Source organism: Janthinobacterium sp. NKUCC06_STL (genome assembly GCF_019345455.1).
In the GTDB taxonomy this organism is placed as follows: domain Bacteria; phylum Pseudomonadota; class Gammaproteobacteria; order Burkholderiales; family Burkholderiaceae_D; genus Janthinobacterium; species Janthinobacterium rivuli.
This window is the reverse complement of record NZ_JAHKQY010000007.1, coordinates 222,837-245,472: the sequence shown is the minus strand read 5'-3', so window position 1 is coordinate 245,472 and position 22,636 is coordinate 222,837. Positions and strand designations below refer to the sequence as shown.

Genomic DNA, 22,636 nt, shown 5'->3' with positions numbered 1-22,636 from the left:
TGTGCTTGCAATTAATTCAATGATTTACTTATAAGATTACACCTCAGAAATAATGATTTAACAAGCGCGATTCAATTGAATCGTGCGCCGGGGCCTGTCCTTCCATGTCGTGCGGGCTGTTTTCTCCCTATCAGGTAGAGTGCGGATCTTGCCAATTTCACCATTGAAAAAATTGTGCAACAACCGGAGCAAGAATGAATACGATGCAATGCGTGGCTGCCGCCATGTTGTGTGCCAGCCTGTCGCCCGCCATGGCGGCGACATCCCCCGTCGAGCCGCCGTTTCTCGATGTGCTCGTCCATCAATACGCCAATTGCGTCAAACCTTCCTACCATCAGGCTGACCTGCGGGTACAGGACGGGGTGGGGCGCTATCAGATCGACGTCAAGGGTGAGGCCTACACGGTCGAACTGCAGGAACGCCTGGGCTTTTCGCTGCAGGCGGGGATAGACGGGCCCGTGGTGGCCATCGTCAAGCTGGACCGGCCGCCCAAGGGGCAGTTCGGCGAGCAGGCGCGCTGGCGTGAACGCTGGCTGCGCGATGTGGCCGAGCGCAGTGGCGTGGCGCTGGACGAGCGGGTGCTTGCCGGTGGCGCGCGCCTGCTGACCGTCAACAAGGGCGAAATCAAGGGGAACTATGTGGGCCAGTCCCTGCTGATCGATCCGGCGCGGCTGTTGTTCATCGATATGGCGTGGCCGAACACGCTGGGAATCTATCGTGGCCCCGATGGCCTGCGGCATGTGCGGGAGGTGCAGGACGACGTATGGAAGCGCCTGCTGTATTGTCCGCCGGCTGCGTGACGCTGGCGCCCACCGCATACCCCTCGAGCGCGCGCGCATGGACAAATAATAATGATTCTCATTTATAATGCGGATCCATGGGGTAGCGATGGGCTGGCGCCATGGCGCCACGGTCGGTGAAGGAGGGCATGATGGGCAGTATGTATGGCAACGAGGACATGATCGCGCGCGAGCATCGCGTGCTGATGGGGGAATATGGCCGCGCGCAGGCGCGCTGCAGTGCGCAGCTGGCTGCGCAGGCGGCCCGCATCGCGCAGTTGGAGTCGGACTTGATGCGCGCGCGGGCGCAGGTCGTGATCCGCGATACAAAACTGGCGCTGGCGCGCGATGAACTGGCCGAACTGGCGGCCAGCGTGCCGGGCTTGCCGACGCGTGCAAGGCTGGCGCGCCGGGTCGAATGGCTCGGTGAGCGGGTGCAGGACCTGATGCGCGAGCTGCTGCGCCTGCAGTGGCTGCCTGCGCCAGCCCTGCAGGCCGACGTGCGCGAAAAAGCCGTGCTGTATGTGGGCAGCTATCTGGAGCAGAATGCGGGCCAACAGGCCGCCGGCGCCAACGTGGCGCAGCAAGCCATCGAGCAGGCCGGCGGGCGCTTCCTGCACCATGCTGGCGGCGACGATGGCGCCGACGACGTGGCGGCGCTGGAAGCGGGCCTGGTGGCGGCCGACCTGGTGATTTGCCAGACGGGCTGCGTCAGCCACGACGCCTACTGGCGCGTGCACGACCACTGCAAGCGCACGGGCAAGCAGTGCGTGCTGGTGGACCAGCCGCAAGCCATGCATTTCGTGCGCAAGGAAGCGCTGCTCACCTGACCTTCGCACCGCTTAACGCCTGCTTAATCCGCATGGGCCACAATGGCCGTCCCCCGACGTTCCTGAAAGCGCCCATGCTGTCCCTGCAAATCGGTCCCCTGGCCCTGCCCACGGGCCTCGTCCTGCTGATCGTTTCCCTGTGCGTCGCCTATGGCGTGGCGTGGTCGCTAAGGCGGTATCGCCAACAGCCGGACGCCGGTCCTCTCGTTTCCGACATGCTGATCGCCGGCCTGCTGGCGGCGCGCCTGGCGTTCGTCCTGCGTTGGCACGAACAATATCTGGTGGCGCCCTGGTCCATCATCAATATCCGCGATGGCGGTTTTCTCGCGCCGGCCGGCATCGCGGCCGCGCTGGCCATCGCCGCGTGGCGCTGCCGGCGCCCCGCCATGGCGGCCATGCGCCGCCCGCTGGCTGTCAGCGTGGCTACTGGCGCGCTGGCCTGGGGCGTGCTGAGCGCAGGGATCTCGCTGGCGTACGACAAGCCGTCGGCCTTGCCGGCTGTGGCGTTGCAGGCGCTCGACGGCGCGCCAGTGACCCTGGCGGCGCTGGCCGGCGGCAAGCCCATGGTGGTCAACCTGTGGGCCAGCTGGTGCCCGCCATGCCGGCGCGAGATGCCCGTGCTGGCCGTCGCGCAGCAGGCGCGCGACGATATCGTCTTCGTGTATGCGAACCAGCGCGAGGATGCGGCTGCCGCCAGCGCTTTTCTGGAGCGGAGCGGCGTGACCCTGCGCAATGTGCTGCTCGACAGCGAGGCGGCGCTGGGCAAGGCTGCCGGTTCCTCGGCCCTGCCCACCACCCTGTTCTACGACGCGCAGGGGAGGTTGATCGACACCCACCTGGGCGAATTGTCCGACGCCTCGCTGGCCAGCAAGCTGCAAAAGATCGCGCCGGCGCCTTGACGCGGCTACAGCCGTTTCTGATAGTATACCCCCCTATAGTATTTATCGAGAGTGAATCATGGGACACACGGCGCACAACAAGACCAAACTGCTCAATCGCGTAAAGCGTATTCGGGGACAGGTGGAAGGTCTGGAGCGGGGCCTGGAAGAGGGGCGCGATTGCGGCGAGGTGCTGCAGCTGATCGCCGCCGTGCGCGGCGCCGTCAATGGTCTGATGGCCGAAGTCATCGAAGAACACTTGCGCGAGCACGTGGCCAGTCCCGATATCTCCGGCGAGGAGCGGGCCAGGGGCGCCGACGACATCGCGGGCATCCTGCGCACCTACCTCAAATAAGGAGACCGTCATGCAAACGCCATTCATCAAGGAAGACCTCTCCGCCTGGCAGCACGAACACGTCTTTGGCGCAGCCAGCGACAAGGCCGAGCGCCGTGCGCGCATCGTCATGTGGATCACTCTGGCCACCATGGTGCTGGAAATCGTCGCCGGCTGGTGGTACAACTCCATGGCCCTGCTGGCCGATGGCTGGCATATGAGTTCGCACGCGCTGGCCATCGGCCTGGCCGCGTTTGCGTATGCGGCCGCACGCCGCTATGCGCGCGACCCGCGCTTTGCCTTCGGCACGTGGAAGATCGAGGTGCTGGCCGGCTACACGAGCGCCATCCTGCTGCTGGGCGTGGCCGTGCTGATGGTCGTGGCCTCGATCGAGCGCCTGTTGTCGCCGCAGCCCATCCACTATCCGCAGGCGATGGCGGTGGCGGCTTTCGGCCTGGCCGTCAACCTCGTATGCGCGCTGATCCTCGGCGGGCATCACGATCACCACCATGACCACGGCCACGATCACCATGACCATCACGGTCACCACGACCACCATGGCCATGGCGAAGACCTGAACATGAAAGCCGCGTACATCCACGTGCTGGCCGATGCCGCCACGTCCGTGCTGGCCATCGTCGCTCTGGGCGGCGCGTGGGCTTACGGCTGGCAATGGCTCGATCCCGTGATGGGCATCGCGGGCGCCGTGCTGGTGGCCCTGTGGGCGAAAAAGCTGATGCAGGAAACGGGCAAGGTCTTGCTGGATCGCGAGATGGACCACCCCGTGGTGGAGGAAATCCGCGAAGCCGTGGAAGTGGCAAGCGCCGGCGACACGCCGCGCATCGTCGATCTGCATGTGTGGCGAGTCGGCAAGCAGCTGTACTCGTGCGCGCTGTCCGTCGTCAGCCGCGATGCCGCATTGACGGCCGCCGAGCTGCGCATGCGCATCGGCATCCACGAGGAAATCGTCCACAGCACCATCGAGATTATTCGCCGGCCTTGACAATGATGGTGAAAAAGCATGCTGATGCGGGGCGTAGGCAGTATAATGTCGGCTTTTACAGCACGCGCTGTTCACCAGACAGAGAATAAAATGAGCACATTACCACCATGCCCGCAATGCAAATCCGAATTCACGTACGAAGACGGCAGCCAGTTGATCTGCCCTGAATGCGCGCATGAATGGTCGGCCACGGCCGGCGAAGCGGTGGAAGAGGGCGCCAAGGTGTACCGCGATTCGGCCGGCAATATCCTGCAGGACGGCGACACGGTCAGCGTCATCAAGGATTTGAAATTGAAGGGCGGCGGCGGTGTCGTCAAGATGGGCACCAAGGTCAAGAACATCCGCCTGGTCGACAGCGACCACGATATCGACTGCAAGATCGACGGCTTCGGTTCCATGAGCCTGAAGACGGAATTCGTCAAGAAAGTCTAAAGCTTTTATCCGTAACACGGCGCGCCGGCTTCATTCCTGCGCGCCGTTTTTTTATTCAGACGCCATGCAAATCGATCATCTCCGCCAGCGCTTGCGCGCCTTGGGCGCCAAGCCCCTGCACGAACAGCGCGTGCTGCGCGACTGGATCCAGGGCCAGCCGCACGACCAGGGCCGGCGCCGCGCCGAAGATTTTTTGCCGCTGCCCGTGCGCGTGGCCTTGCCCGCGCTCGACCTCGAATTGCAGGGCATGCTGAAACTGCTCAGCACCCATCCGGGCGCGGACGGTTCCGCGCGCCTGCTGGTGGGACTGCACGATGGCCAGACGGTGGAAAGCGTGCTGCTGCCGCGCGACGGCTTGTGCGTATCGAGCCAGGTCGGTTGCGCCGTCGGATGCCAGTTCTGCATGACGGGCCGCGACGGCTTGATCCGGCAAGTCACCAGCGGAGAGATCGTCGCGCAGGTGGTGCTGGCGCGCACCATGCGTCCCGTGAAAAAAGTCGTCTTCATGGGCATGGGCGAGCCGGCGCATAACCTGAACAATGTGATGGAAGCGATCGAGCTGCTGGGCACCGAGGGCAATATCGGCCACAAGAACCTCGTGTTTTCCACCGTGGGCGACCCGCGCGCCTTCGAGCGCCTGCCGCAAGGGCGGGTCAAGCCGGCGCTGGCCCTGTCGCTGCATACGACCAAGCCGGAGTTGCGCGAACAGCTGCTGCCGCGCGCGCCCAGGCTGTCGCCGCGCGAACTGGTGGACTTCGGCGAATCATATGCGCGCCTGACCGGCTACCCGGTGCAGTACCAGTGGACCCTGATGGAAGGCGTCAACGATGGCGACGACGAGATGGATGGCATCGTCGCGCTCTTGCAGGGCAAGTACGCAGTGCTCAACATGATCCCGTATAACACCATCGCCGACTTGCCGTTCAAGCGCCCCAGCTGGGAAAAGGCGCGCGCGATTGCCGCCGCCCTGCATGCGCGCGGCGTGCTGACCAAATTGCGCGATTCGGCGGGGCAGGATGTGGAGGGCGGCTGCGGGCAGTTGCGCGCGCGCGAAGCGAAGGGCAAGGTCATTCCCATCCGCGCCAGCGTGGCGGCGTAGGTCGGATTAGCGGAGCGTAATCCGACATTCGCACATACGCCAACAATGGTGTCGGATTACGCGGTGCCCGCTAATCCGACCTACTCGGCTCACACCCCACCGAGCAAATCGTTTTCATTCAATATCGCAAATGCGATCTCTGGGTGCGCGGCCAGGCAGCGCCGCACGGCCGCCGGAATGGCGGCGCGCGTCTTGCGGCACAGGCCGGGCCGCTCCAGCAGGCGGATCTGGAAGCCGCGCACGGTGCGCACTTCGCCGCTGCCCGGTGTAATCTGCAATTCCACGCCCAGGTTTTTCTGCAGCAGCAGTTGCAGTTTCCTCAGCTGGACAAGGGTGGCGATGCCGTCGATGTGCGCCAGCAGGCGTTTTTCTTCCGTCAGGTTCAGGCGCAGGATGGACAGGTCCGCCTGCGCATCGCCGAGCAGGCGCTCGCGCGCGCAGTCGCACAACTGCGGCGGACACTCCTTGCGGACTTCAAAGTCGACGATACGCATGTGCGGCTTCCAATGGCGATCCGGGATAAATCAAGTATCGTCCGCCACCTAGCGCATGTCAATCAGCGCGGGCTGACGATCAGGCGCCAAAGAGTCTGCCCTTGCTCGTTGCTGTGCTGGTGATGGGTTTGCGGCGGCATGACGCGGCCTTGACCGCGTGTCTTGGCGCGCGTGCCGCCCTGTGTTGTAATGTTGCTCATTCCATTTGAACACGCAAGGCCATGAGAACCCGCATCAAGATTTGCTGCATCGCTTCCATCGACGAAGCGCAACTGGCCATAGCCGCCGGCGCCGACGCGCTGGGCCTGGTGGCGGCCATGCCGTCCGGTCCCGGCCCGATTCCCGACGCGCGCATCGCGCAGATCGCCGCCTGGACGCCGCCGCCCGTGGCCACGTTCCTGCTGACGTCCGAGACGACGGCGCAGCGCATCGCCGAACACGTGCGCGCCACGCAACCATCCACCGTGCAGATCGTCGGCCATATCGACCCGCGTGAAGTCGAGGAACTGGCGCACCTGCTGCCGCATGTGCGGCGCGTGCAGGTGATCCACGTGGAAGGACCCGAGGCTTTGGCGCTGATTCCCGCCTACGCGCCCCACGTACACGCTTTCCTGCTCGATTCGGGCCGCCCCGGCGCGCTGGTCCCGGAACTGGGCGGCACGGGCCGCACGCACGACTGGTCCATCAGTGCGCGCTTCGTGCGCGCCAGTCCCCGTCCCGTTTTCCTCGCCGGTGGGCTGGACGACACCAACGTTGCCGACGCGCTGCGCCAGGTGCGCCCCTACGGCATCGACCTGTGCTCGCGCGTGCGCACGGATGGCCAGCTCGATGTCATGAAGCTGGCCTTGCTGATGGCGGCCGTGCGCGACGTGGACGCGGCGCTGTATGCGGAAGGCTAGAGTGTATTCATCTCGCGCACGAACGCTTCCGTAAACGCGGCCACCATGCCGCTGGCCGCGCGCGGCGAAATCAGGCCGACGACGGAATGCGATTCCTCGTCCGGCAGCCCGATGAAACGCACGCCGGGCGGCGCCACCAGGCGCATGCTGTCGGGGACGATGGCGATGCCCATGTTCGCCTCGATCAGGTTCAGCTGCGAGGTCTTGCGCGACAGGGCGCGCGCTGCCTTCGGAAAGAAGCCCTGCGCCAGGCACATGCCTGCCACCAGGTAGCTCAGACCTCCCCGGTCCTTGTGCGGGATCGAGACGAAGGCTTCGTCGCGCAGCGCGGCTATCGTCGTGCGTTCCAGCGTGGCCAGCGGCGACATCGCCGACACGGCCACCACCAGCTTTTCCGCAAACAGTTCGCGCACGACGATGTTGGCGTGTTTGCGCAGGGTGGGCAGGCGCACGAGGCCCAGGTCGGCGCGGCCTTCCTCGATATCGGCAGCCTGGTTTTCCGACGATCCCTTCGACACATCGAGCGAGACGCCGGGGAACTGCGCCAGCAGACGGTTCAGCACGGCGCCGATGGCGGGCGTGAGCGTGACGGAGCTCGAATGCAGCAGGCGGATGATGCCTTGCGCGCCTTGCCCCACGTGACGCGTCTGGCGCACGGTTTCGTCGATGTCTTCGAGGATGCGTTTGGCCCGTTCATAAAAGACTTGCCCTGCGGGCGTGAGTTCGATATGGCGCGCGTCGCGCGTCAGCAGCAGGGCTTGCACTTCGCCTTCCAGCTCCTTGATTTGCCGGCTCAGGGCCGACTGCGCGATAAATAACTTTTCCGCCGCGCGCGAATAGCTGCCCGCATCGACGACTTCGACAAAATAGCGGAACTGTCTGATGGAAATCAATCGTATGCCTTTTCGAGATCGGAGACTGCCTGATTTGATATTAGCCTGGTCCCGGTATTCGCGTTACAGTGGCCTGGTCTGCTGTCACTGCAAAGGAATGGCCATGCTGGAATTGATCGGGGTGCTGGGATTGCTCGTCAGTATTATCGTAAAACTGATTTTCGTCCAGATCGGAGGCGCTGGAAAAGGAAAGGAAGACTAAGAGGCGAGGGTCGCGACGTAAGGCGCAGGCAGGGATAGGGGCTGTAAATGGCAGTCTATGGGCCGTGCATCCCATTCCGCCAACTGCCTGCCCGCGCACTTGAGCGCCGCCTCGCGCGCCGTCCACGCCTGCGCCAGGACCAATGGGCGCTGCGCATCGGAGCAGGCGCTCAGTGCTTCGGCCACCTGCGGCCCCAGATAATCGCGCGCCAGATGGAACCAGTCGGCAATGTCCTGCACGCGCATCACGTCGATGCCAACGGCGCCATGCAGGCTGATGGCGGCCAGCGAGATCCCCTCGTCATGGCTGAATGACAGGCCCGCCGCGCGTCCGGCCAGCAGAAGGCGCGGAGGGGCGCCCGGCGTCGACGCCACCGAAATCGTCTCGATATTTAACTTCAGCCACTGCGCCGCCGCCTCGCATACGGCGGCGCGGATGCGCAGGCGCGCTTCGGCGCGCGGCAGCACGGCGGCGATGCCGATCACCAGCACGCCATCCCCGGACCAGAGCACCGTAGAGTCCATCAGCTACGATCAGTTGCGCAAAGGCGCGGCCGGGCAGCCCGCCCAGTTGCTGCCGGCGGGGATGTGCTCGCCCTTCATCACCAGGGTCAACGGTCCCAGGCGCGCGTTGTCGCCCACTTTGGCGCTGTACAGCACGGAGCTGCGCGGACCCATGTAGACGCGCTGGCCGATTTCCACATGGTCGATCTTCATGACGCGATCCTCGAACAAATGCGTTTGCGGACAGGTGAGGGCGTTCAATTCGCTGTAGTCGCCGATGTGCACGCAGTCGAATTCCGTGATGTCGGTCGTGTCCATGTAGACGCCGCGGCCGATCTTGCAGCCGAACAGGCGGAAGGCCAGCGGCAGCCACGGCGTGCCGCGCAGGTAGCGCATGAAGTTGGGCACGGCGATGCCTTCGTACAGATTGGTCACGCCTTCCGAAATCCACACGAACGGCGTCCACATGGGGGCCGCGTGCTTGCGGTAGCGTCCCAGCAGCAACCACTTGAACAGCACGACCACCAAAAAATTGCCGATGCCGTAGGCCAGGCCGGCAATCGCCAGGTCGCTCACCACTTCGCCCCAGCGTCCCGCGCCCGCGATCGGCATCACGTCCAGCACCAGGGTATAGCCGACGGCGATCACCACCGCGTGCGGCGCGACGATGCGGAACGCTTCGATCAGGCTGCGGCCCAGGCGGCGCAACAGCGACGGCTTGAACGTCAGGTGCTCGGCAAAGCCGCTGACCTGTTCGCGCGCGGGCAAATGCATGGGCGGTGAGCCGAGCCAGGTATCGCCGCTGTGCATCTGCTCATTGCGCGGCGCATGCGTATGCACGCCGATCAGCACGTGCTCGGGCAGCACCGTGCCATCCGGGATATAGCTACCGTTGCCGACGAAGCTGCGGTGCGAGATGACGGTGGGGCGCATGGTCATCCAGCCACCGTCGATCTGCTCGTCGCCCAGCATGACGGCGTCGGCGATGAAGGTGTCGTCGCCCAGGGTCAGCATGTCGGGCACCACGCCCAGGGCCGTGGAAATCTCGGCGCCCTTGCCCACCTTGGCGCCCAGCAGGCGATACCAGTACGGCGCGTAGACGGTGGCGTAAATGCCGTGCAGGACGTTCAGGCTCGATTCCTGGATATGGCTGACCAGCCACTTGGCGCAATAGATATTGCTGTGCACGGGCGAGCTGCCCGGCTTCAAACGGGGCAGCGCGCCCCAGCGGATGGCGGCCGACAGCAGGGCCGTGAGCACGATCAGCACGGCGCTGGCGGGGAAGGCCAGCAGGAAGTAGCGGGCCAGCTGGGTCGTCACGTCGCGACCCTGCAGCCACGGCATCATTTCGCGCTCGTCGAACCAGTCGATCAGCACGAAGCTGGGGAAGACGGGCATGAAGAACAGCACGGCGATCAAGACCATGCCGAAGCAAAAGAACGCGGTTTCGCCCGTCAGGCGCAGGCGCGAGACGGCGGGGCGCGGCGGCTGGCTGGCAGGGTCGAACGCGCCAATGTCGCGCGAGGGAGAACCTGTGTAGACTCTTCCGGCCGGCACCGCCGCGCCATCGGCCAGCGCCGATTGACCTTCCAGGTGGCCGAAGGCGCCCACTGTGGTATTGCCTTCCATGATCGCGTAAGAACTGATGCAGGCATCGTCGCCGATGCTGATCCGGCCCAGCAGCAAACGGCCCCGTTCCACGCGGGCGTTTTCAAAGTTGACGGCATTGCCCACGCTGACGTTGTCGCCGATGGACAGCAGGTCGGGCGCGCGCAGGGTCATCGAGCCGATGACGACTTCCTTGCCCACTTTGGCGCCCAGCGCGCGCAGCCACCAGCTGTTCAGGGACGAGCCGCTGAGCAGGTAGGCGGGCGCCGATTCGACCAGGCGGTCGGCCAGCCACCAGCGGTAATAGGTGACGCCCCACAGCGGATAGCTGCCCGGCTTCAAACGCCCCGCGATCAGCCACTTGCCGGCGATCGCGATGGCAAATTCTGCCAGGGTCGCGAGTAAAAACACGCCGATGGAGGCGGCGATGGCGCGCGGCACGGTGTCGCCCGTGTCGCCCGTGAAGAAGTGGTACGTAAAGAACGGTGCCATCCACTGCGCCATACGCAGGGTGACGAGACCCGGCACGGCCGCCGCCTGCGCCGCGCCGCACAGCCAGCGTTTCACGGTCGATGGCGGCGTCCACTCCGCTTCCGGCGTGGCCAGCGCCGGCGCTTCATTCAGTACGGCGGCGATCTTGCCGATCTGCCGGTTCTGGTAAATGTCGCGCACCGTCATGTGGGCGTAGGCCGGATCGGCGCGCAGTGCGGACGCCAGGCGCGCGGCCAGGAAGGAATGGCCGCCGAGGTCGCTGAAGAAGTCCAGCTGACGCAAAATCGCCTGGCCCGGAAACAGCTTGGCCAGCGCCGCGAACAGGGCCGCTTCGGCCGGCGTTTCCGGCACGTCCGACTCTCCCGCCTCACCAGCCGGCGGTGCGGACAGGGGCATGGCTTTCAAGGCTTTTCTGTCGATCTTGCCCGAGGTCAGGCGCGGCATCAGCGGCAGCAACTCGAAGCGTCCCGGCACCATGTAGGGCGGCAAATGCAGGTTCAGGGCCGCGCGCAGGGTTTTCGCCGTCAGGGCGTCGGCCGGCGCATCGTCGCTGCCGACGATGTACGCCACCAGCTGGTCGATGCCGTCATCCTTGCGCAGCAAGACGGCCACCGTGCCTACGCCAGGTTGCTGCGCCAGCACGGCTTCGATCTCGCCCAGCTCCACGCGGAAGCCGCGGATTTTCACCTGGTCGTCGGCGCGGCCCAGGCACAGCACCTGGCCATCAAGATCGATGCGCGCCAGGTCGCCCGTGCGGTACAGGCGCGCGTCGTCGGAGCCCGTGCTCCAGGGATTGGGCAGGAATTTTTCCAGCGTCAGGTCGGGCCGGCCCAGGTAACCCTCGGCCAGGCCGGGGCCGATGATGCACAGCTCCCCCGTCTCGCCGCGCGCCAGCAAAGTCAAGGGACGGTTTTCTCCCGCTTCTGCCACCTGCAGCACCAGCAAGCCGTAGTTGGGCAGCGGCGTGCCGATGGTCACCGGCTCGCCCGGCCGCAAACGCGCCAGGCTGCACGAGACGGTCGCTTCCGTGGGGCCATAGGTGTTGAACATGGCGCGGCCTGGGCGCGACCAGCGTTCGACCAGGGACTCCGGGCACATCTCGCCGCCCAGGTTGATCAGGCGCAGGCTCGGCACTTCCTCGGCGAACAGGGCCAGCAAGGTCGGCACGGCGTGCAGCACGGTGACGTGGTTGGCGGCCAACGCGCGCGGCAAGGCTTCCGGGTCGCCCGAAATCTCCTTGGGGCCCAGCCACAGGGTGGCGCCCACCAGGTAGGCGATCCAGATTTCCTCGAACGACATGTCGAAGGCGACGGAAAAGCCCTGGTAGACGGTGTCGTCTTGCGCCACTTCCAGCACGGCGTTTTCGCTGCGCAGAAAGTGGCAGATGCTGCGCTGGTTGATCAATATGCCTTTGGGCTTGCCCGTGGAGCCGGACGTGTAGATCACGTAGGCGGGGTGCTCGGGCAGCACGGCTCCGCGCGTCGGCAGCAGTTCGCCCGGCGCGGCGGGGGCCAGCAGGCTTTCCGCCGTCCACACGTGGCGTTTGACGCCGGCGTCAAATAGCCGTGGCGCGAACTGCGCGCAGCTGATGACGCCAAAGCCATTCGCGTCATCGAGGCACACCTGCAGGCGCTCGACGGGCGTGTCTTCATCGACGGGCAGCCAGGCGGCGCCCGCCTTGGCAATGGCCGCCTGCATCAGCAGCAGATGGGCGCCGCGCGGCAGCCACAGTCCCACGATGTCGCCGGGCTTGACGCCGGCCGCCACCAGGCGCGACGCAGCCAGGCCGGCCTGCGCATCGAGCTGCGCATACGTGATGCGGCGCGCGCCATCGATCAGGGCGATTTGCTCGGGGCAGCGGCGGGCCGTCGCTTCCAGCAGGTCGGCCAGCACTTCCTCGCGCAGCAGATCCGGTCGCGGTGGGCCGTACAGGATGTCGGCGTGGGTGGAAGGGGGGGCTGGGCTGACTGCGGTGAAATCGTTCATGGATGACGCTTATCTGTAATGCGGTGTGAGGAATCTGCTGTGCCGCGCAAGGTGCGCGGCACAGTTGATACATTACAGTACGCAAGACGTTTCAGCGTTGCAGAACGGGGAATTTTGTGGGACTTTCAACAATTATGTGGCTGCAGGATCAACCGCCATGATTACGGAATGTAAATCGCGGAAACATGGCGCCGATTTGCGCCACAGTAGTCGCCGCCGGATAGCCGTGCAGGGGGCGGCCGGCCAGCGCCGCATCCGCGCAGCCTTCGGCGCGGAACTGTTGCAGCACGTAGTTCTCGACGCCTTTGGCGGCCAGGGTGGCGGCCAGGGCCAGCAACTGTTCGTCCGGCAGCAGGTCCGGGTGGGTGGTGGTGCGGCATTCGTAGGCCACGCCGCTGGCGAGGATGGCGTCCAGGCAGGCGCGCGCCGGGTCGCCGCTGCCGGCCACGCGGGTCACATGACGATAGTCGGCAAACGGCGCCTTGATGTCGAAGCCGACCCAGTCGACCAGGGGCAGCACTTCCTGCAGGCGCTGCGGATAGATGCAGGCCGTGTGCAGGCCGATGCCGAACCCCAGCGCCCTGACGTCCTGCATGGCGCGCGCCAGCGCCGGGTCCATGCACGCTTCGCCGCCGCTGAAGACGACGGCGTCGACCAGGCCCACGCGGCGGCGCAGCCAGGTCAGGACGTCCTGCCAGGGCATGGCGCCTTCCGGCGTGCGCGCCTGCAAATGCGGATTGTGGCAATAGCCGCAACGCCAGGGGCAGCCTTGCACGAACACCACGGCCGCCAGCTTGCCGGGATAGTCGGTGGCGGAAAAGGGCGTCAGGCCGCCCACTTTCAACTCAGCCATGGCAGGCGCGCTGGCCCACCTTGGCGCTCGCTTCCGTAAAATACTGGCGCTCGTGGAATTCGCCCTGCTTGCCGATGTTGAACGAGGCGACGGGGCGGTGGTAGCCCATCACGCGCGTCCAGATTTCGCAGCGCTGGCGTTCGGTGTCGAGCAGGGTGATGGCGGGAGTGAAGTCGGGACGTGCGTTCATGGCGTTTCCTTGAGTGGGTGAGCGAGATCGGACTGCTTGCGGGCGATCAGTTCCGCGTCGCAGGTGGGACAGAATTCATGTTTGCCGGCCAGGTAGCCGTGGCGCGGGCAGATGGAAAACGTGGGCGTGACGGTGATGTAGGGCAGCGAAAAGCGGCTCAGCGCGCGTTTTACCAGCTCGCGGCAGGCGTTGGCGTCCGACAGCGCTTCCGTCATGTACAGGTGCAGCACCGTGCCGCCCGTGTACTTGCGTTGCAGCGCGTCCTGCAATTCCAGCGCCTCGAACGGATCGTCCGTGTGGCCGACGGGCAGCTGCGACGAATTCGTGTAATACGGGTTGTCGCTTGTTCCCGCCTGCAGGATGGCGGGATAGCGCTTGCGGTCTTCGCGGGCGAAGCGGTACGTCGTGCCTTCGGCCGGCGTCGCTTCCAGGTTGTACATATGGCCCGTCTCTTCCTGGAATTGCACCATGCGGGCGCGCACGTGGTCGAGCAGGCGTATCGCCAGCGCATGGCCCTCGGCGGACGTGATGTCGTAAGCGTCGCCGCTGAAATTGCGGATCATCTCGTTGATGCCGTTTACGCCCAGGGTGGAAAAGTGATTGCGCAGGGTGCCCAGGTAGCGTTTCGTGTACGGGAACAGGCCTTGCTGCATCAGTTCCTCGATGGTGCGGCGTTTGATTTCCAGGCTGCTCTTGCCCAGTTCCAGCAGGCGGTCCAGGTCGGCCAGCAACGCAGGCTCGTCGCCGCGCCACAGGTGGCCCAGGCGCGCGCAGTTGATCGTCACCACGCCCAGGGAACCGGTCTGCTCGGCGGAACCGAACAGGCCATTGCCCCTTTTGAGCAGTTCGCGCAAGTCCAGCTGCAAGCGGCAGCACATGGAACGTATCATGTTCGGCTTGAGTTCCGAATTGATGAAGTTCTGGAAGTAGGGCAGGCCGTAGCGGGCCGTCATCTCGAACAGGCGTTCCGCGTTCTCGCTATGCCAGTCGAAATCCTCGGTAATGTTATAGGTGGGGATGGGGAAGGTGAAGACCCGGCCCTTGGCGTCGCCCGCCATCATGATCTCGATGTAGGCGCGGTTGATCATGTCCATCTCGGCCTGCAGCTCGCCATAGCTGAAGTCCATCTCCTGGCCGGCGATGACGGGAATCTGTTCGCGCAGGTCGTCCGGGCAGACCCAGTCGAACGTGAGGTTGGTGAATGGCGTTTGCGTGCCCCAGCGTGATGGCACGTTGAGGTTGAAGATCAGCTCCTGCATGTACTGGCGCACGTCTTCGTAGCGCAGGCTGTCCTTGCGGATGTAGGGCGCCATGTAGGTGTCGAAGGAGCTGAACGCCTGCGCGCCGGCCCACTCGTTTTGCAGGGTACCGAGGAAGTTGACGATCTGGCCGATGGCGCTCGACATGTGCTTCGGCGGGCCCGATTCGATCTTGCCCGGCACGCCATTCAAGCCTTCGTGCAGCAAGGTGCGCAGCGACCAGCCGGCGCAATAGCCGGCCAGCATGTCGAGGTCGTGGATGTGCAGCGCCGCTTCGCGGTGCGCCGCGCCCACTTCCGGCGGATACACCTGGTCCAGCCAGTAGTTGGCGATGACCTTGCCCGACACGTTGAGTATCAGGCCGCCCAGCGAGTAGCCCTGGTTGGCGTTGGCGTTGACACGCCAGTCGCGCCGGTCCAGGTATTCATTGATGGACGCGGCGACATCGACCTGGCCGCGTGTGGGGGAAACTGCATTTGTCGTCATGAAACCTCCAATAAACACAACATGCGGTGTTTTTATGGAGATTAATCACTAAATATAGTGGCGTCAAAGGGTGCGTGCAGTTGCGTGACGAATCCTTGATGCAGGTGAAAAAACCACCTCAGCCGGTTTTGTTCCAGCGCGTTTCGCGCAGGATCAGCCAGCTCGCGCAAAAGAATGCGACGCCGCAGGCGGCGATGCTGGCGACGGAGGCGGGCAGCACATGCGCCCAGATTTCCAGCGGCGAGTAGGTACTCCAGCTGGCCACGCGTGCGTCGAACGTCACGTAGTTCGCCAGCAGCCAGTAGACGGCCAGCAAGCCCGTGCAGATGGCGGCCTGACGCAGCAGCGGCAGTTGGCGGCGCGCGAACACGGCCAGCAGGAACAGCAGCAGCACGCCCGGATAGGCGCCCAGCACTTCCGGCGACAGGACGGAGATGGTGTTTGCGTCATAGCCATCGGCCGGGCCGGCCCACTGCACTTGCAGCGCGGTGAGGAACAGGGTGAGCAGGAAAATCAGCAGCGGTTTGCGGGTCATGGCGGTCAATCGACGAGGGTGAAAAGTGGGGCATTTTACAGCCAGGTCAAGCAAGTTGAACGCGCGCCAGCCATGCATGCATTCCTTCACCTGCGTCAAGGACTGGGCGGCATGGGCGGGGCTATAGTCTGCACCCTGAGCCGATACAGGACTGTGAATATCATGATGCTTGATTCAACCACCGCCACCCGCGTGGCCGGACCGCTGGAACTGGTCTGCCCCGCCGGCAGCCTGCCTGCCTTGAAAGCGGCCGTCGACAATGGCGCCGACACCGTCTACCTGGGCTTTCGCGACGCCACCAATGCGCGCAATTTCGCCGGCCTCAATTTCGACGAGAAGGCCATCGCCGAGGGCGTGCGCTATGCCCATCAATATGGACGCAAGGTGCTGCTGGCGCTGAATACCTATCCGCAGCCGCACAACTGGGCCGTGTGGCGCAGTGCCATCGACCGCGCCGCGCAAGCCGGCATCGACGCCATGATCGTGGCCGATCCGGGCCTGATGGCGTATGCGGCCCAGCACCACCCGCAGCTGCGTTTGCACCTGTCCGTGCAAGGCTCGGCCACCAACTACGAAGCCATCAATTTTTACCATGAGCACTTTGGCATCGCCCGCGCCGTGCTGCCGCGCGTGCTGTCGATGGCGCAGGTCGAGCAATTGATCGCCAAGACGGAAGTCGAGATCGAGGTCTTCGGTTTCGGCAGCCTGTGCGTGATGGTCGAAGGGCGCTGCGCGCTGTCGTCGTATGCGACGGGCGAGGCGCCGAACACGCACGGCGTGTGTTCGCCGGCGAAATCCGTGCGCTGGCTGGAAACGCCGAACGGCCTTGAATCGCGTCTGAACGGCGTGCTGATCGACCGCTATGCACCGGGCGAAAACGCCAGCTATCCGACCCTGTGCAAGGGACGTTTCGAAGTCAATGACGAAGAGTATTACGCCATCGAGGAGCCGGCCAGCCTGAACACGCTGGCGCTGCTGCCGCAGCTGATTGCCATGGGCGTGCGCGCCGTGAAAATCGAAGGACGCCAGCGCAGCCCCGCCTATGTGGCGCAGGTGACGCGCGTGTGGCGCGAAGCGATCGACGCCTGCCGCGAAGGCAATGCGCGCTACGCCGTCAAGCCGGGCTGGATGGCGGCCATGGACAAGCTGGCCGAGGGCCAGCAGCACACATTAGGTGCCTACCATAGATCTTGGAAATAAAGGATGAACATGCTGAAGCTTTCTTTGGGCCCCTTGCTGTACTACTGGCCGCGCGCCACCGTCTTCGAGTTTTACCAGCAGATCGCCGGCACGGCCGTCGATATCGTCTACCTGGGCGAAACCGTGTGTTCGCGCCGGCATGAAGTGCGCCTGGCCGACTGGCTCGATATCGCCGACATGCTGGCCGCCGCTGGCAAGGAAGTGGTACTGTCGACGCAGGCGCTGATCGAGGCGGGCGCGGAACTGGCGACCCTGCGCCGCATCACGGGCAATGGCCGCTACGGCGTCGAGGCCAACGACATGGGCGCCGTGCACTGCATGGAAAAGGGCGCCTCCTTCGTCGCCGGCCCCCATTTGAACCTGTTCAATGGCCCCAGTCTGCAGTTGCTGGCGCGCCTCGGGGCGCGGCGCTGGGTGATGCCGCTGGAAATGGGACAGACGGCGCTGGCCGAGATGCAGCGCCAGAAACCGGAAGGGCTGGAGACGGAAGTGTTCGCCTACGGCCGCATGCCGCTGGCGTTTTCGGCGCGCTGCTTCACGGCGCGCAACCGCAACCTGCCGAAGGACGATTGCGGCTACAGCTGTCTGGAAGAGCCGGATGGCCTGCTGCTGCGTACGCGCGACGAAGTGCCGTTCCTCGTGTTGAACGGCACGCAGACGCAGTCGGCGCTCGTCTACAACCTGGTGCGCGAACTCGATGCCATGCGCGACATGGGCGTGGCGGTGGCGCGCATCAGCCCGCAGGCCATGCATACGGAACAGGTGATTGCCATCTTCGACCGCGTCCGCCGCGGCCAGGTCAGCGGCATCGGCGCCCAGGCCCAACTGGCGGCTTGCCAGCCGGCCGGCGCCTGTGACGGTTACTGGCACGGCCAGCCCGGCATGGAACAGCACGCCGCCCATTGAACGCCTCGAAAGGAAGCACCATGCAAGATCAACTGGAAAGATTGCCCGTCCCGGCCAAGCCGAGTATGAGCAAGCCCGCCGTGTCGTACCGGCTGCCCGAGCCGCTGGCCGAATTGCTGTCCAAGCTGCCGCCGTATCCGGCCTCCTGGCTGTTCGTGCAGGGTTTGAATCGCCTGCTGGCGCCGCAACTGCCCGACGACGTGCGGCGCAGCCTGGAAGGGCGCAGCCTGCGTTTGCGGCTGCTGGACGCGGGCATCGCCTTCGATTTCGAGTGGCAGGGCACGGTGTTCGTGGCCGAGCGCTATGTCGACGTGCCGGACCTGTGCATCGCCGCCAGCGTGCATGACTTGATGCTGCTGGCGCGGCGCCAGGAAGACCCGGACACCCTGTTCTTCAGCCGCCGCCTGAGCCTGGAAGGGGACACGGAACTGGGTCTGCTGTTCAAGAATACGCTCGACGCCATCGAGTTGCCGCCGTTCGACCTGCAGGCGCTGGGACCGCGCCGCGTGCTGGCGCATCTGCGCGACCGGGGCGCGCGGGAAGGCTGAGCGGGGAGTTGGCTGCGTTCAGTGGCGGCAGTGGCCGCAGGCGCCGCTGCACGAGGCCAGCTGTACTTCATCCGTTGCTTCACCCATGAAGCCGGCGTCATTGACGGCGGCCAGCAGGCGTTCCTGCGTGGCCAGCCGTTCGTCGAATTGCACCGTGGCGCCGTGGCGCGCCAGCGAGACGCACACGGTGGCCACGCCCGTGACGGCTTCGAGCGCGCCCGTCAGCCTGTCGGCGCAGCCTTCGTGATCCATTCCAATAATATTCAAGCGCGCTGTCCGCATGGGTTCCTCTTGTTTTTCAAATAAAAAAACAGCGTAGGCGAGGGGCGCGCATGCCGTCCAGAGCAGCACGCAAGATTTATTTTCTATTTGCGGTTTTATTGATCTGGATTAATTCCCAACCCTGCTGGCCAGCCTGGAAGTGCTGTTGTGCCCTCCATGGCGGCTCTATTTCAGTTTGCTGGAGGCAACGCCGCTGGCGCGTAAGGCACTTTGGTATCGTCAAAAACATTACTAATGGTTTTATTGATCGATGTCAAACAGACGTCTCAATCGTGTGCAGGATGTTTGATGAAACGCAAGGCGAGTTCAACAGAACAGCTGTTGACACTTGTAAATTTTTCACCGAACATGATTCCTCGTAACAACATTTCTCCGGCGCAAGCGCTTACCGCAGGTGTCGTGCGGGACCCTGTGCTCCCATTCAACAGCCAGCCGCCGCCAGTCGCCGAGCGCTCTGTTTCCTTGTAACCATCCGTTATCTTTTCGAAGGTTCACCCATGCTCGAGTCGATCACGTCGGTATTGCACCAGGTGCCGGAACTGGCCCTGTTCCTGGCGCTGGCGCTCGGTTACGCGGTAGGGCAGATACGCTTCGGCCCCATCCAGCTGGGCGGTGTGTGCGGCACCCTGATCGCCGCGCTGCTGATCGGCCAGCTGGGCATCACCTTGGACGCCAGCGTCAAGAACGTCTTTTTCATGCTGTTCATCTTTGCCCTCGGCTATGCGGGCGGTCCCCAGTTCTTTGCCAACCTCAACGCCAAGGGCTTGCGCCTGGGTTTGCTGTGCCTGATCGAAGTGGTGGTGGTGCTGGCGCTGGTGCTGCTGGCCACGCGTTTCCTCGGCCTGGACCAGGGCACGGCGGCCGGCATGATGGCGGGCGCGGCGACGGAATCGGCCGTCGTCGGCACAGCCACGGACGCCATCTCGAAGCTGGCGCTGCCGGCCGCCCGCATCGCCGAGCTGCAAGCCAACGTCGTCACCGCGTATTCCATCACGTATATCTTCGGCCTGATCGCCATCGTCATCGCCACCAGCCAGATTTTTCCGCTCCTGCTGCGCGTCAACCTGCGCGAGGAAGCCGACAAGCTGTGGGAAAAGATGGGCGGCGCGCAGACCGATGGCGACGGGGCGCAGGCCACGCCGGACATGGTGGGCCGCGCCTACCGCATCAGCCGTGGCGCGGGACGCCGTCTCGATGCCTTGCAGCATATTTTTGCGGGCCGCGCCAGCATCACGCGCGTGCGCCGGCACGGCAAGGTGCTGGACCTGGAACCGGCACTGCGCCTGCGCAACAACGATGAAGTGCTGGTGATCGGCCACCGTCCCGCGCTGGTGGCGGCCGAAGCCATCCTGGGCGAAGAATTTGCCGATACGACGGGCTTGAACATGGCCGTCTCGGCCGTCGAAGTGGTGCTGCAGCAGGCGGCCCTCGTGGGCCAGCCCCTGCGCCAGCTGGCCTTGCCTTCCGGCGTGCATGTGGCGGCCGTCGTGCGTGGCGAGCACAGCATGCCGCCGCTGCCCGATCTGTCCCTGCAGCGCGACGACGTGCTGCGCCTGTACGGCACGACGGAAGGGCGCGAGCTGAACACGGCGCTGGCCGCCATCGGCAAGCGCGTGCCCGCGGGCGACCGCAGCAATATCGTCTACGCCAGTATCGGCATCGTGCTGGGCGTGTATATCGGCGGTTTCAGTGCCAAGCTGGGCGGCATCCCGTTTTCGCTGGGCACGGGTGGCGGCGCTTTGCTGACGGGCCTCGTGTTCGGCTGGTACCAGGCGAGAAAACCGGGCATGCCGGGCATCCACCCGAGCGCGCTCGACATGATGAAAGATATCGGCCTGGCCACCTTCATCGCCTGCGTGGGCCTGGCGTCGGGGCCGCAGGCGATCGATCTGATCCGTCAATACGGGCTGTCGCTGCCGCTGATGGGCGTGTTGATCGCCGTCGTCCCCGCCTCGCTGTCCCTGCTGGTGGGGCACTTTTTCCTCAAGCTGGAAGCGCCCGTGCTGCTGGGCGCCATCGCCGGCCAGCAGTGCAGCACGCCGGCCCTGTCCGCCGTGCAGAACGCGGCCGGCAATTCCACGCCCTTGCTGGGCTACACGATCACGTATGCGATCTCGAACGTGGTGCTGCCCCTCTTGGGGCCGCTCATCGTGGCCCTGGCCGGGTCGGTGCACGCATAAGTAATCAGCAAGAGCACAAGCAGTAAAGAATTCCTTCAACATGAAAGGCGGTCCGCATGGAATGGTTGCATGAGTTATTCAAGAAGTCGCCTGAAATTGCCTTGTTTCTCTCCCTGGCAGCGGGTTATTACATCGGCAAGATCAAGTTCGGCTCGTTTCAGCTGGGCGGGGTAGCCGGTTCATTGCTGGTGGCGGTACTCGTCAGCCAGGTAGGCGTCGCCATCGATCCTGGCGTCAAGTCGGTGCTGTTCGCCCTGTTCATTTACGCGGTCGGCTATGAAAGCGGACCGCAATTTTTCAATTCGCTGGGGCGCCAGTCGGTGCGTGAAATCATTCTGGCCGTCGTGCTGGCCGTGACGTCGCTGCTGACGGTGGTCATCCTGGCCAGACTCTTTGGCCTGGACAAGGGCCTGGCGGCTGGCGTGGCGGCGGGCGGCTTGACGCAGTCGGCCATCATCGGCACGGCCGGCGACGCGATCACCAAGCTGGGCCTGGCGGCCGAGGAAGTGGCGCGCCTGCAGGGCAACGTGGCCGTCGGCTATGCCGTCACCTATGTGTTCGGCTCGTTTGGCGCCATCATCGTCTGCGTCAACATCTTGCCAAAGCTCATGGGACGCACCATCCGCGAAGACGCGATCAAGGCGGAAACGGCGCTGCAGGCGGGCGTGCAGGTGCTGGGGCCGGGCCAGACGCCGGCCGCGCCTGACCTGATCGGCCGCATCTACGACGTGGGCCCCGGTGCAGGGCGTTCCGTGGAAGAGATCGAAAGCGCCCATCCGAACACGGCGATTACCATCGAGCGCGTGAAACGCAATGGCCAGATCATCGACGTCAGTCCGGACCTGGTGCTGGCGGCCGACGATATCGTGCTGCTGGTGGGCCGGCGCGAAGCCATGCTCAGCGTGTCTTCCCAGCTGGGCAAGGAATTGCTGGCCGTCGAAGGCATGGAACTGGTGATGCAGCGCCGCGACATGGTGCTGACCAACAAGGCTTACCACAACAAGACGGTGGGCGAGATCCGCAGCGCCACGGCGCCGGGCGTGCGGCACGGCATCTTTGTCGTGCAACTGAGCCGCATGGGCAAGATCCTGCCGATGCAGGCGGAAACCATCGTGCAGACGGGCGACGTGGTGACCATCTACGGCGCCGAGCAGGACGTCAAGCGCGTGGCGGCCGAAGTGGGTTACATGATCGTGCCAAGCGCCAAGACGGATTTTGTTTACATGGGCGCCGGCCTCGTCGTCGGGCTGCTGGTGGGCTTGCTGGTGGCGCGCATCGGTTCGATTCCACTGACCCTGGGCAGCGGCGGCGGCGTTCTGCTGTCGGGCCTGGTATTCGGCTGGTTCCGCGCCAAGCGCCAGACCTTTGGCTACATGCCTAGCGGCGCCGTGCAAATCTTGAAAGACCTGGGCCTGGCCGGCTTCGTTGCCGTCGTCGGCCTCACGTCAGGCCTGCAAGCCGTGCAAACCGTGCGCGAACATGGCCTGACCCTGTTTGGCGTCGGCGTGGTGGTGACCATCCTGCCGATGATTTTGACCATGCTGATCGGCCGTTACATCTTGCGTTATGACAACGTCGCCATCTTTGCGGGCGCCTTGTCCGGCTCGCGCAGCGCCAATCCCGCGTTCGGCGAAGTGCTGAACGCGGCGCAAAACTCGATTCCCACCGTACCGTTTGCCATCACGTATGCCTTGGCCAACGTTTTCCTGACCTTGCTGGGGCCGCTGATCGTGGCCTTCGTCTGAGTCTGCAAGAACCCTGCACA

Annotated in this window: 24 protein-coding genes; 14 read left to right on the top strand and 10 right to left on the bottom strand. The window is 64.6% G+C overall.

Annotation, left to right across the window (positions count from 1 at the left end):
* Window positions 1-194: 194 nt before the first annotated feature.
* The 7 genes from KO539_RS21490 to KO539_RS21460 all read left to right on the top strand — a co-directional run bounded on the left by KO539_RS21490 (window position 195) and on the right by KO539_RS21460 (window position 5,355).
* Entirely contained in the window at window positions 195-800 is a 606-nt protein-coding gene (locus KO539_RS21490; RefSeq protein ID WP_219311583.1) for a hypothetical protein, read from the top strand.
* A gap of 272 nt (window positions 801-1,072) precedes the next feature.
* Window positions 1,073-1,609, top strand: coding sequence for a DUF2325 domain-containing protein (locus tag KO539_RS21485; RefSeq protein ID WP_225242253.1), 537 nt, complete (start codon window positions 1,073-1,075; stop codon window positions 1,607-1,609).
* A 74-nt stretch (window positions 1,610-1,683) separates the two neighbouring features.
* Complete coding sequence (locus KO539_RS21480) at window positions 1,684-2,508, top strand: TlpA disulfide reductase family protein (RefSeq protein ID WP_219311581.1); 825 nt, start codon at window positions 1,684-1,686, stop codon at window positions 2,506-2,508.
* 58 nt (window positions 2,509-2,566) lie between these two features.
* Complete coding sequence (locus KO539_RS21475) at window positions 2,567-2,842, top strand: metal/formaldehyde-sensitive transcriptional repressor (protein ID WP_034756961.1); 276 nt, start codon at window positions 2,567-2,569, stop codon at window positions 2,840-2,842.
* 10 nt (window positions 2,843-2,852) lie between these two features.
* Window positions 2,853-3,824, top strand: coding sequence for a CDF family Co(II)/Ni(II) efflux transporter DmeF (dmeF, locus tag KO539_RS21470; RefSeq protein ID WP_219311579.1), 972 nt, complete (start codon window positions 2,853-2,855; stop codon window positions 3,822-3,824).
* A 90-nt stretch (window positions 3,825-3,914) separates the two neighbouring features.
* On the top strand, window positions 3,915-4,256 hold the full coding sequence (locus tag KO539_RS21465; RefSeq protein WP_034756972.1) for a zinc ribbon domain-containing protein YjdM: 342 nt from the start codon (window positions 3,915-3,917) through the stop codon (window positions 4,254-4,256).
* A gap of 64 nt (window positions 4,257-4,320) precedes the next feature.
* Complete coding sequence (locus tag KO539_RS21460; protein WP_219311577.1) at window positions 4,321-5,355, top strand: RNA methyltransferase; 1,035 nt, start codon at window positions 4,321-4,323, stop codon at window positions 5,353-5,355.
* 89 nt (window positions 5,356-5,444) lie between these two features.
* Here KO539_RS21460 and KO539_RS21455 read toward each other — a convergent pair whose 3' ends face one another.
* Window positions 5,445-5,849: a hypothetical protein gene (locus KO539_RS21455; protein ID WP_219311575.1), complete on the bottom strand. Its 405-nt coding sequence runs from the start codon at window positions 5,847-5,849 to the stop codon at window positions 5,445-5,447.
* A 62-nt stretch (window positions 5,850-5,911) separates the two neighbouring features.
* Window positions 5,912-6,049 carry a hypothetical protein gene (locus KO539_RS21450; protein WP_219311573.1) on the bottom strand — a complete coding sequence of 46 codons (138 nt, stop codon included), beginning with the start codon at window positions 6,047-6,049 and terminating at the stop codon, window positions 5,912-5,914.
* 21 nt (window positions 6,050-6,070) lie between these two features.
* Between KO539_RS21450 and KO539_RS21445 the strand changes: the two genes are divergently transcribed.
* Entirely contained in the window at window positions 6,071-6,748 is a 678-nt protein-coding gene (locus KO539_RS21445) for a phosphoribosylanthranilate isomerase (RefSeq protein WP_219311571.1), read from the top strand.
* Here KO539_RS21445 and KO539_RS21440 read toward each other — a convergent pair.
* From KO539_RS21440 to KO539_RS21410, 7 genes are all read right to left on the bottom strand, one after another.
* Window positions 6,745-7,641, bottom strand: coding sequence for a LysR family transcriptional regulator (locus KO539_RS21440; RefSeq protein ID WP_219311569.1), 897 nt, complete (start codon window positions 7,639-7,641; stop codon window positions 6,745-6,747). The two genes, KO539_RS21445 and KO539_RS21440, sit on opposite strands and share 4 nt — an antisense overlap.
* 198 nt (window positions 7,642-7,839) lie before the next feature.
* Window positions 7,840-8,355, bottom strand: a complete 516-nt coding sequence (locus KO539_RS21435) for a 4'-phosphopantetheinyl transferase superfamily protein (protein WP_219311567.1) — start codon at window positions 8,353-8,355, stop codon at window positions 7,840-7,842.
* Between the two features lie 21 nt (window positions 8,356-8,376).
* Window positions 8,377-12,432: a Pls/PosA family non-ribosomal peptide synthetase gene (locus tag KO539_RS21430; RefSeq protein ID WP_219311565.1), complete on the bottom strand. Its 4,056-nt coding sequence runs from the start codon at window positions 12,430-12,432 to the stop codon at window positions 8,377-8,379.
* Between the two features lie 148 nt (window positions 12,433-12,580).
* The gene (locus KO539_RS21425) at window positions 12,581-13,285 is read right to left on the bottom strand and encodes an anaerobic ribonucleoside-triphosphate reductase activating protein (protein ID WP_219311563.1); all 705 of its coding nucleotides are present in this window, start codon (window positions 13,283-13,285) and stop codon (window positions 12,581-12,583) included.
* Complete coding sequence (gene nrdD / locus KO539_RS21420; RefSeq protein WP_219311560.1) at window positions 13,278-13,475, bottom strand: anaerobic ribonucleoside-triphosphate reductase; 198 nt, start codon at window positions 13,473-13,475, stop codon at window positions 13,278-13,280. The genes KO539_RS21425 and nrdD overlap by 8 nt, the downstream gene beginning before the upstream one ends.
* Window positions 13,472-15,220 carry a ribonucleoside triphosphate reductase gene (locus KO539_RS21415; protein WP_219311558.1) on the bottom strand — a complete coding sequence of 583 codons (1,749 nt, stop codon included), beginning with the start codon at window positions 15,218-15,220 and terminating at the stop codon, window positions 13,472-13,474. The genes nrdD and KO539_RS21415 overlap by 4 nt, the downstream gene beginning before the upstream one ends.
* A 118-nt stretch (window positions 15,221-15,338) precedes the next feature.
* Window positions 15,339-15,755, bottom strand: a complete 417-nt coding sequence (locus KO539_RS21410) for a hypothetical protein (RefSeq protein ID WP_176390219.1) — start codon at window positions 15,753-15,755, stop codon at window positions 15,339-15,341.
* A gap of 165 nt (window positions 15,756-15,920) precedes the next feature.
* Between KO539_RS21410 and KO539_RS21405 the strand changes: the two genes are divergently transcribed.
* The 3 genes from KO539_RS21405 to KO539_RS21395 are packed head-to-tail and all read left to right on the top strand — an operon-like array spanning window position 15,921 to window position 18,409.
* Window positions 15,921-16,955 carry a peptidase U32 family protein gene (locus KO539_RS21405; RefSeq protein WP_219311674.1) on the top strand — a complete coding sequence of 345 codons (1,035 nt, stop codon included), beginning with the start codon at window positions 15,921-15,923 and terminating at the stop codon, window positions 16,953-16,955.
* A gap of 9 nt (window positions 16,956-16,964) precedes the next feature.
* Window positions 16,965-17,861 (top strand): U32 family peptidase, encoded by an 897-nt coding sequence (locus KO539_RS21400; RefSeq protein ID WP_219311556.1) that lies wholly within the window; start codon window positions 16,965-16,967, stop codon window positions 17,859-17,861.
* Window positions 17,862-17,881: 20 nt separating this feature from the next.
* Complete coding sequence (locus KO539_RS21395; protein WP_099380266.1) at window positions 17,882-18,409, top strand: SCP2 domain-containing protein; 528 nt, start codon at window positions 17,882-17,884, stop codon at window positions 18,407-18,409.
* Between the two features lie 18 nt (window positions 18,410-18,427).
* Here the strand turns inward: KO539_RS21395 and KO539_RS21390 are convergent, their stop codons facing one another.
* A complete protein-coding gene (locus KO539_RS21390; RefSeq protein ID WP_181877857.1) occupies window positions 18,428-18,676 on the bottom strand; it encodes a heavy-metal-associated domain-containing protein in 249 nt (82 codons plus the stop codon).
* A gap of 303 nt (window positions 18,677-18,979) precedes the next feature.
* On the opposite strand from KO539_RS21390, the gene KO539_RS21385 reads away from it, so the two are divergent.
* The 3 genes from KO539_RS21385 to aspT (KO539_RS21375) are packed head-to-tail and all read left to right on the top strand — an operon-like array spanning window position 18,980 to window position 22,616.
* The gene (locus KO539_RS21385; protein ID WP_219311554.1) at window positions 18,980-19,159 is read left to right on the top strand and encodes a hypothetical protein; all 180 of its coding nucleotides are present in this window, start codon (window positions 18,980-18,982) and stop codon (window positions 19,157-19,159) included.
* A gap of 29 nt (window positions 19,160-19,188) precedes the next feature.
* On the top strand, window positions 19,189-20,871 hold the full coding sequence (gene aspT / locus KO539_RS21380) for an aspartate-alanine antiporter (protein WP_219311552.1): 1,683 nt from the start codon (window positions 19,189-19,191) through the stop codon (window positions 20,869-20,871).
* Window positions 20,872-20,927: 56 nt separating this feature from the next.
* On the top strand, window positions 20,928-22,616 hold the full coding sequence (gene aspT / locus KO539_RS21375; protein ID WP_219311550.1) for an aspartate-alanine antiporter: 1,689 nt from the start codon (window positions 20,928-20,930) through the stop codon (window positions 22,614-22,616).
* Window positions 22,617-22,636 lie beyond the last annotated feature (20 nt).

Bases quoted from the DNA above. Each gene is read 5' to 3' on its own strand.
- KO539_RS21475 (WP_034756961.1), top strand. From the start codon at position 2,567: ATGGGACACACGGCGCACAACAAGACCAAACTGCTCAATCGCGTAAAG.
- KO539_RS21415 (WP_219311558.1), bottom strand. From the start codon at position 15,220: ATGACGACAAATGCAGTTTCCCCCACACGCGGCCAGGTCGATGTCGCC.
- KO539_RS21460 (WP_219311577.1), top strand. From the start codon at position 4,321: ATGCAAATCGATCATCTCCGCCAGCGCTTGCGCGCCTTGGGCGCCAAG.
- nrdD (WP_219311560.1), bottom strand. From the start codon at position 13,475: ATGAACGCACGTCCCGACTTCACTCCCGCCATCACCCTGCTCGACACC.
- KO539_RS21455 (WP_219311575.1), bottom strand. From the start codon at position 5,849: ATGCGTATCGTCGACTTTGAAGTCCGCAAGGAGTGTCCGCCGCAGTTG.
- KO539_RS21410 (WP_176390219.1), bottom strand. From the start codon at position 15,755: ATGACCCGCAAACCGCTGCTGATTTTCCTGCTCACCCTGTTCCTCACC.
- KO539_RS21405 (WP_219311674.1), top strand. From the start codon at position 15,921: ATGCTTGATTCAACCACCGCCACCCGCGTGGCCGGACCGCTGGAACTG.
- KO539_RS21430 (WP_219311565.1), bottom strand. From the start codon at position 12,432: ATGAACGATTTCACCGCAGTCAGCCCAGCCCCCCCTTCCACCCACGCC.
- KO539_RS21450 (WP_219311573.1), bottom strand. From the start codon at position 6,049: ATGAGCAACATTACAACACAGGGCGGCACGCGCGCCAAGACACGCGGT.
- KO539_RS21485 (WP_225242253.1), top strand. From the start codon at position 1,073: ATGCGCGCGCGGGCGCAGGTCGTGATCCGCGATACAAAACTGGCGCTG.
- aspT (WP_219311552.1), top strand. From the start codon at position 19,189: ATGCTCGAGTCGATCACGTCGGTATTGCACCAGGTGCCGGAACTGGCC.
- aspT (WP_219311550.1), top strand. From the start codon at position 20,928: ATGGAATGGTTGCATGAGTTATTCAAGAAGTCGCCTGAAATTGCCTTG.
- KO539_RS21425 (WP_219311563.1), bottom strand. From the start codon at position 13,285: ATGGCTGAGTTGAAAGTGGGCGGCCTGACGCCCTTTTCCGCCACCGAC.
- KO539_RS21445 (WP_219311571.1), top strand. From the start codon at position 6,071: ATGAGAACCCGCATCAAGATTTGCTGCATCGCTTCCATCGACGAAGCG.
- KO539_RS21400 (WP_219311556.1), top strand. From the start codon at position 16,965: ATGCTGAAGCTTTCTTTGGGCCCCTTGCTGTACTACTGGCCGCGCGCC.
- KO539_RS21480 (WP_219311581.1), top strand. From the start codon at position 1,684: ATGCTGTCCCTGCAAATCGGTCCCCTGGCCCTGCCCACGGGCCTCGTC.
- dmeF (WP_219311579.1), top strand. From the start codon at position 2,853: ATGCAAACGCCATTCATCAAGGAAGACCTCTCCGCCTGGCAGCACGAA.
- KO539_RS21465 (WP_034756972.1), top strand. From the start codon at position 3,915: ATGAGCACATTACCACCATGCCCGCAATGCAAATCCGAATTCACGTAC.
- KO539_RS21490 (WP_219311583.1), top strand. From the start codon at position 195: ATGAATACGATGCAATGCGTGGCTGCCGCCATGTTGTGTGCCAGCCTG.
- KO539_RS21395 (WP_099380266.1), top strand. From the start codon at position 17,882: ATGCAAGATCAACTGGAAAGATTGCCCGTCCCGGCCAAGCCGAGTATG.
- KO539_RS21385 (WP_219311554.1), top strand. From the start codon at position 18,980: ATGAAACGCAAGGCGAGTTCAACAGAACAGCTGTTGACACTTGTAAAT.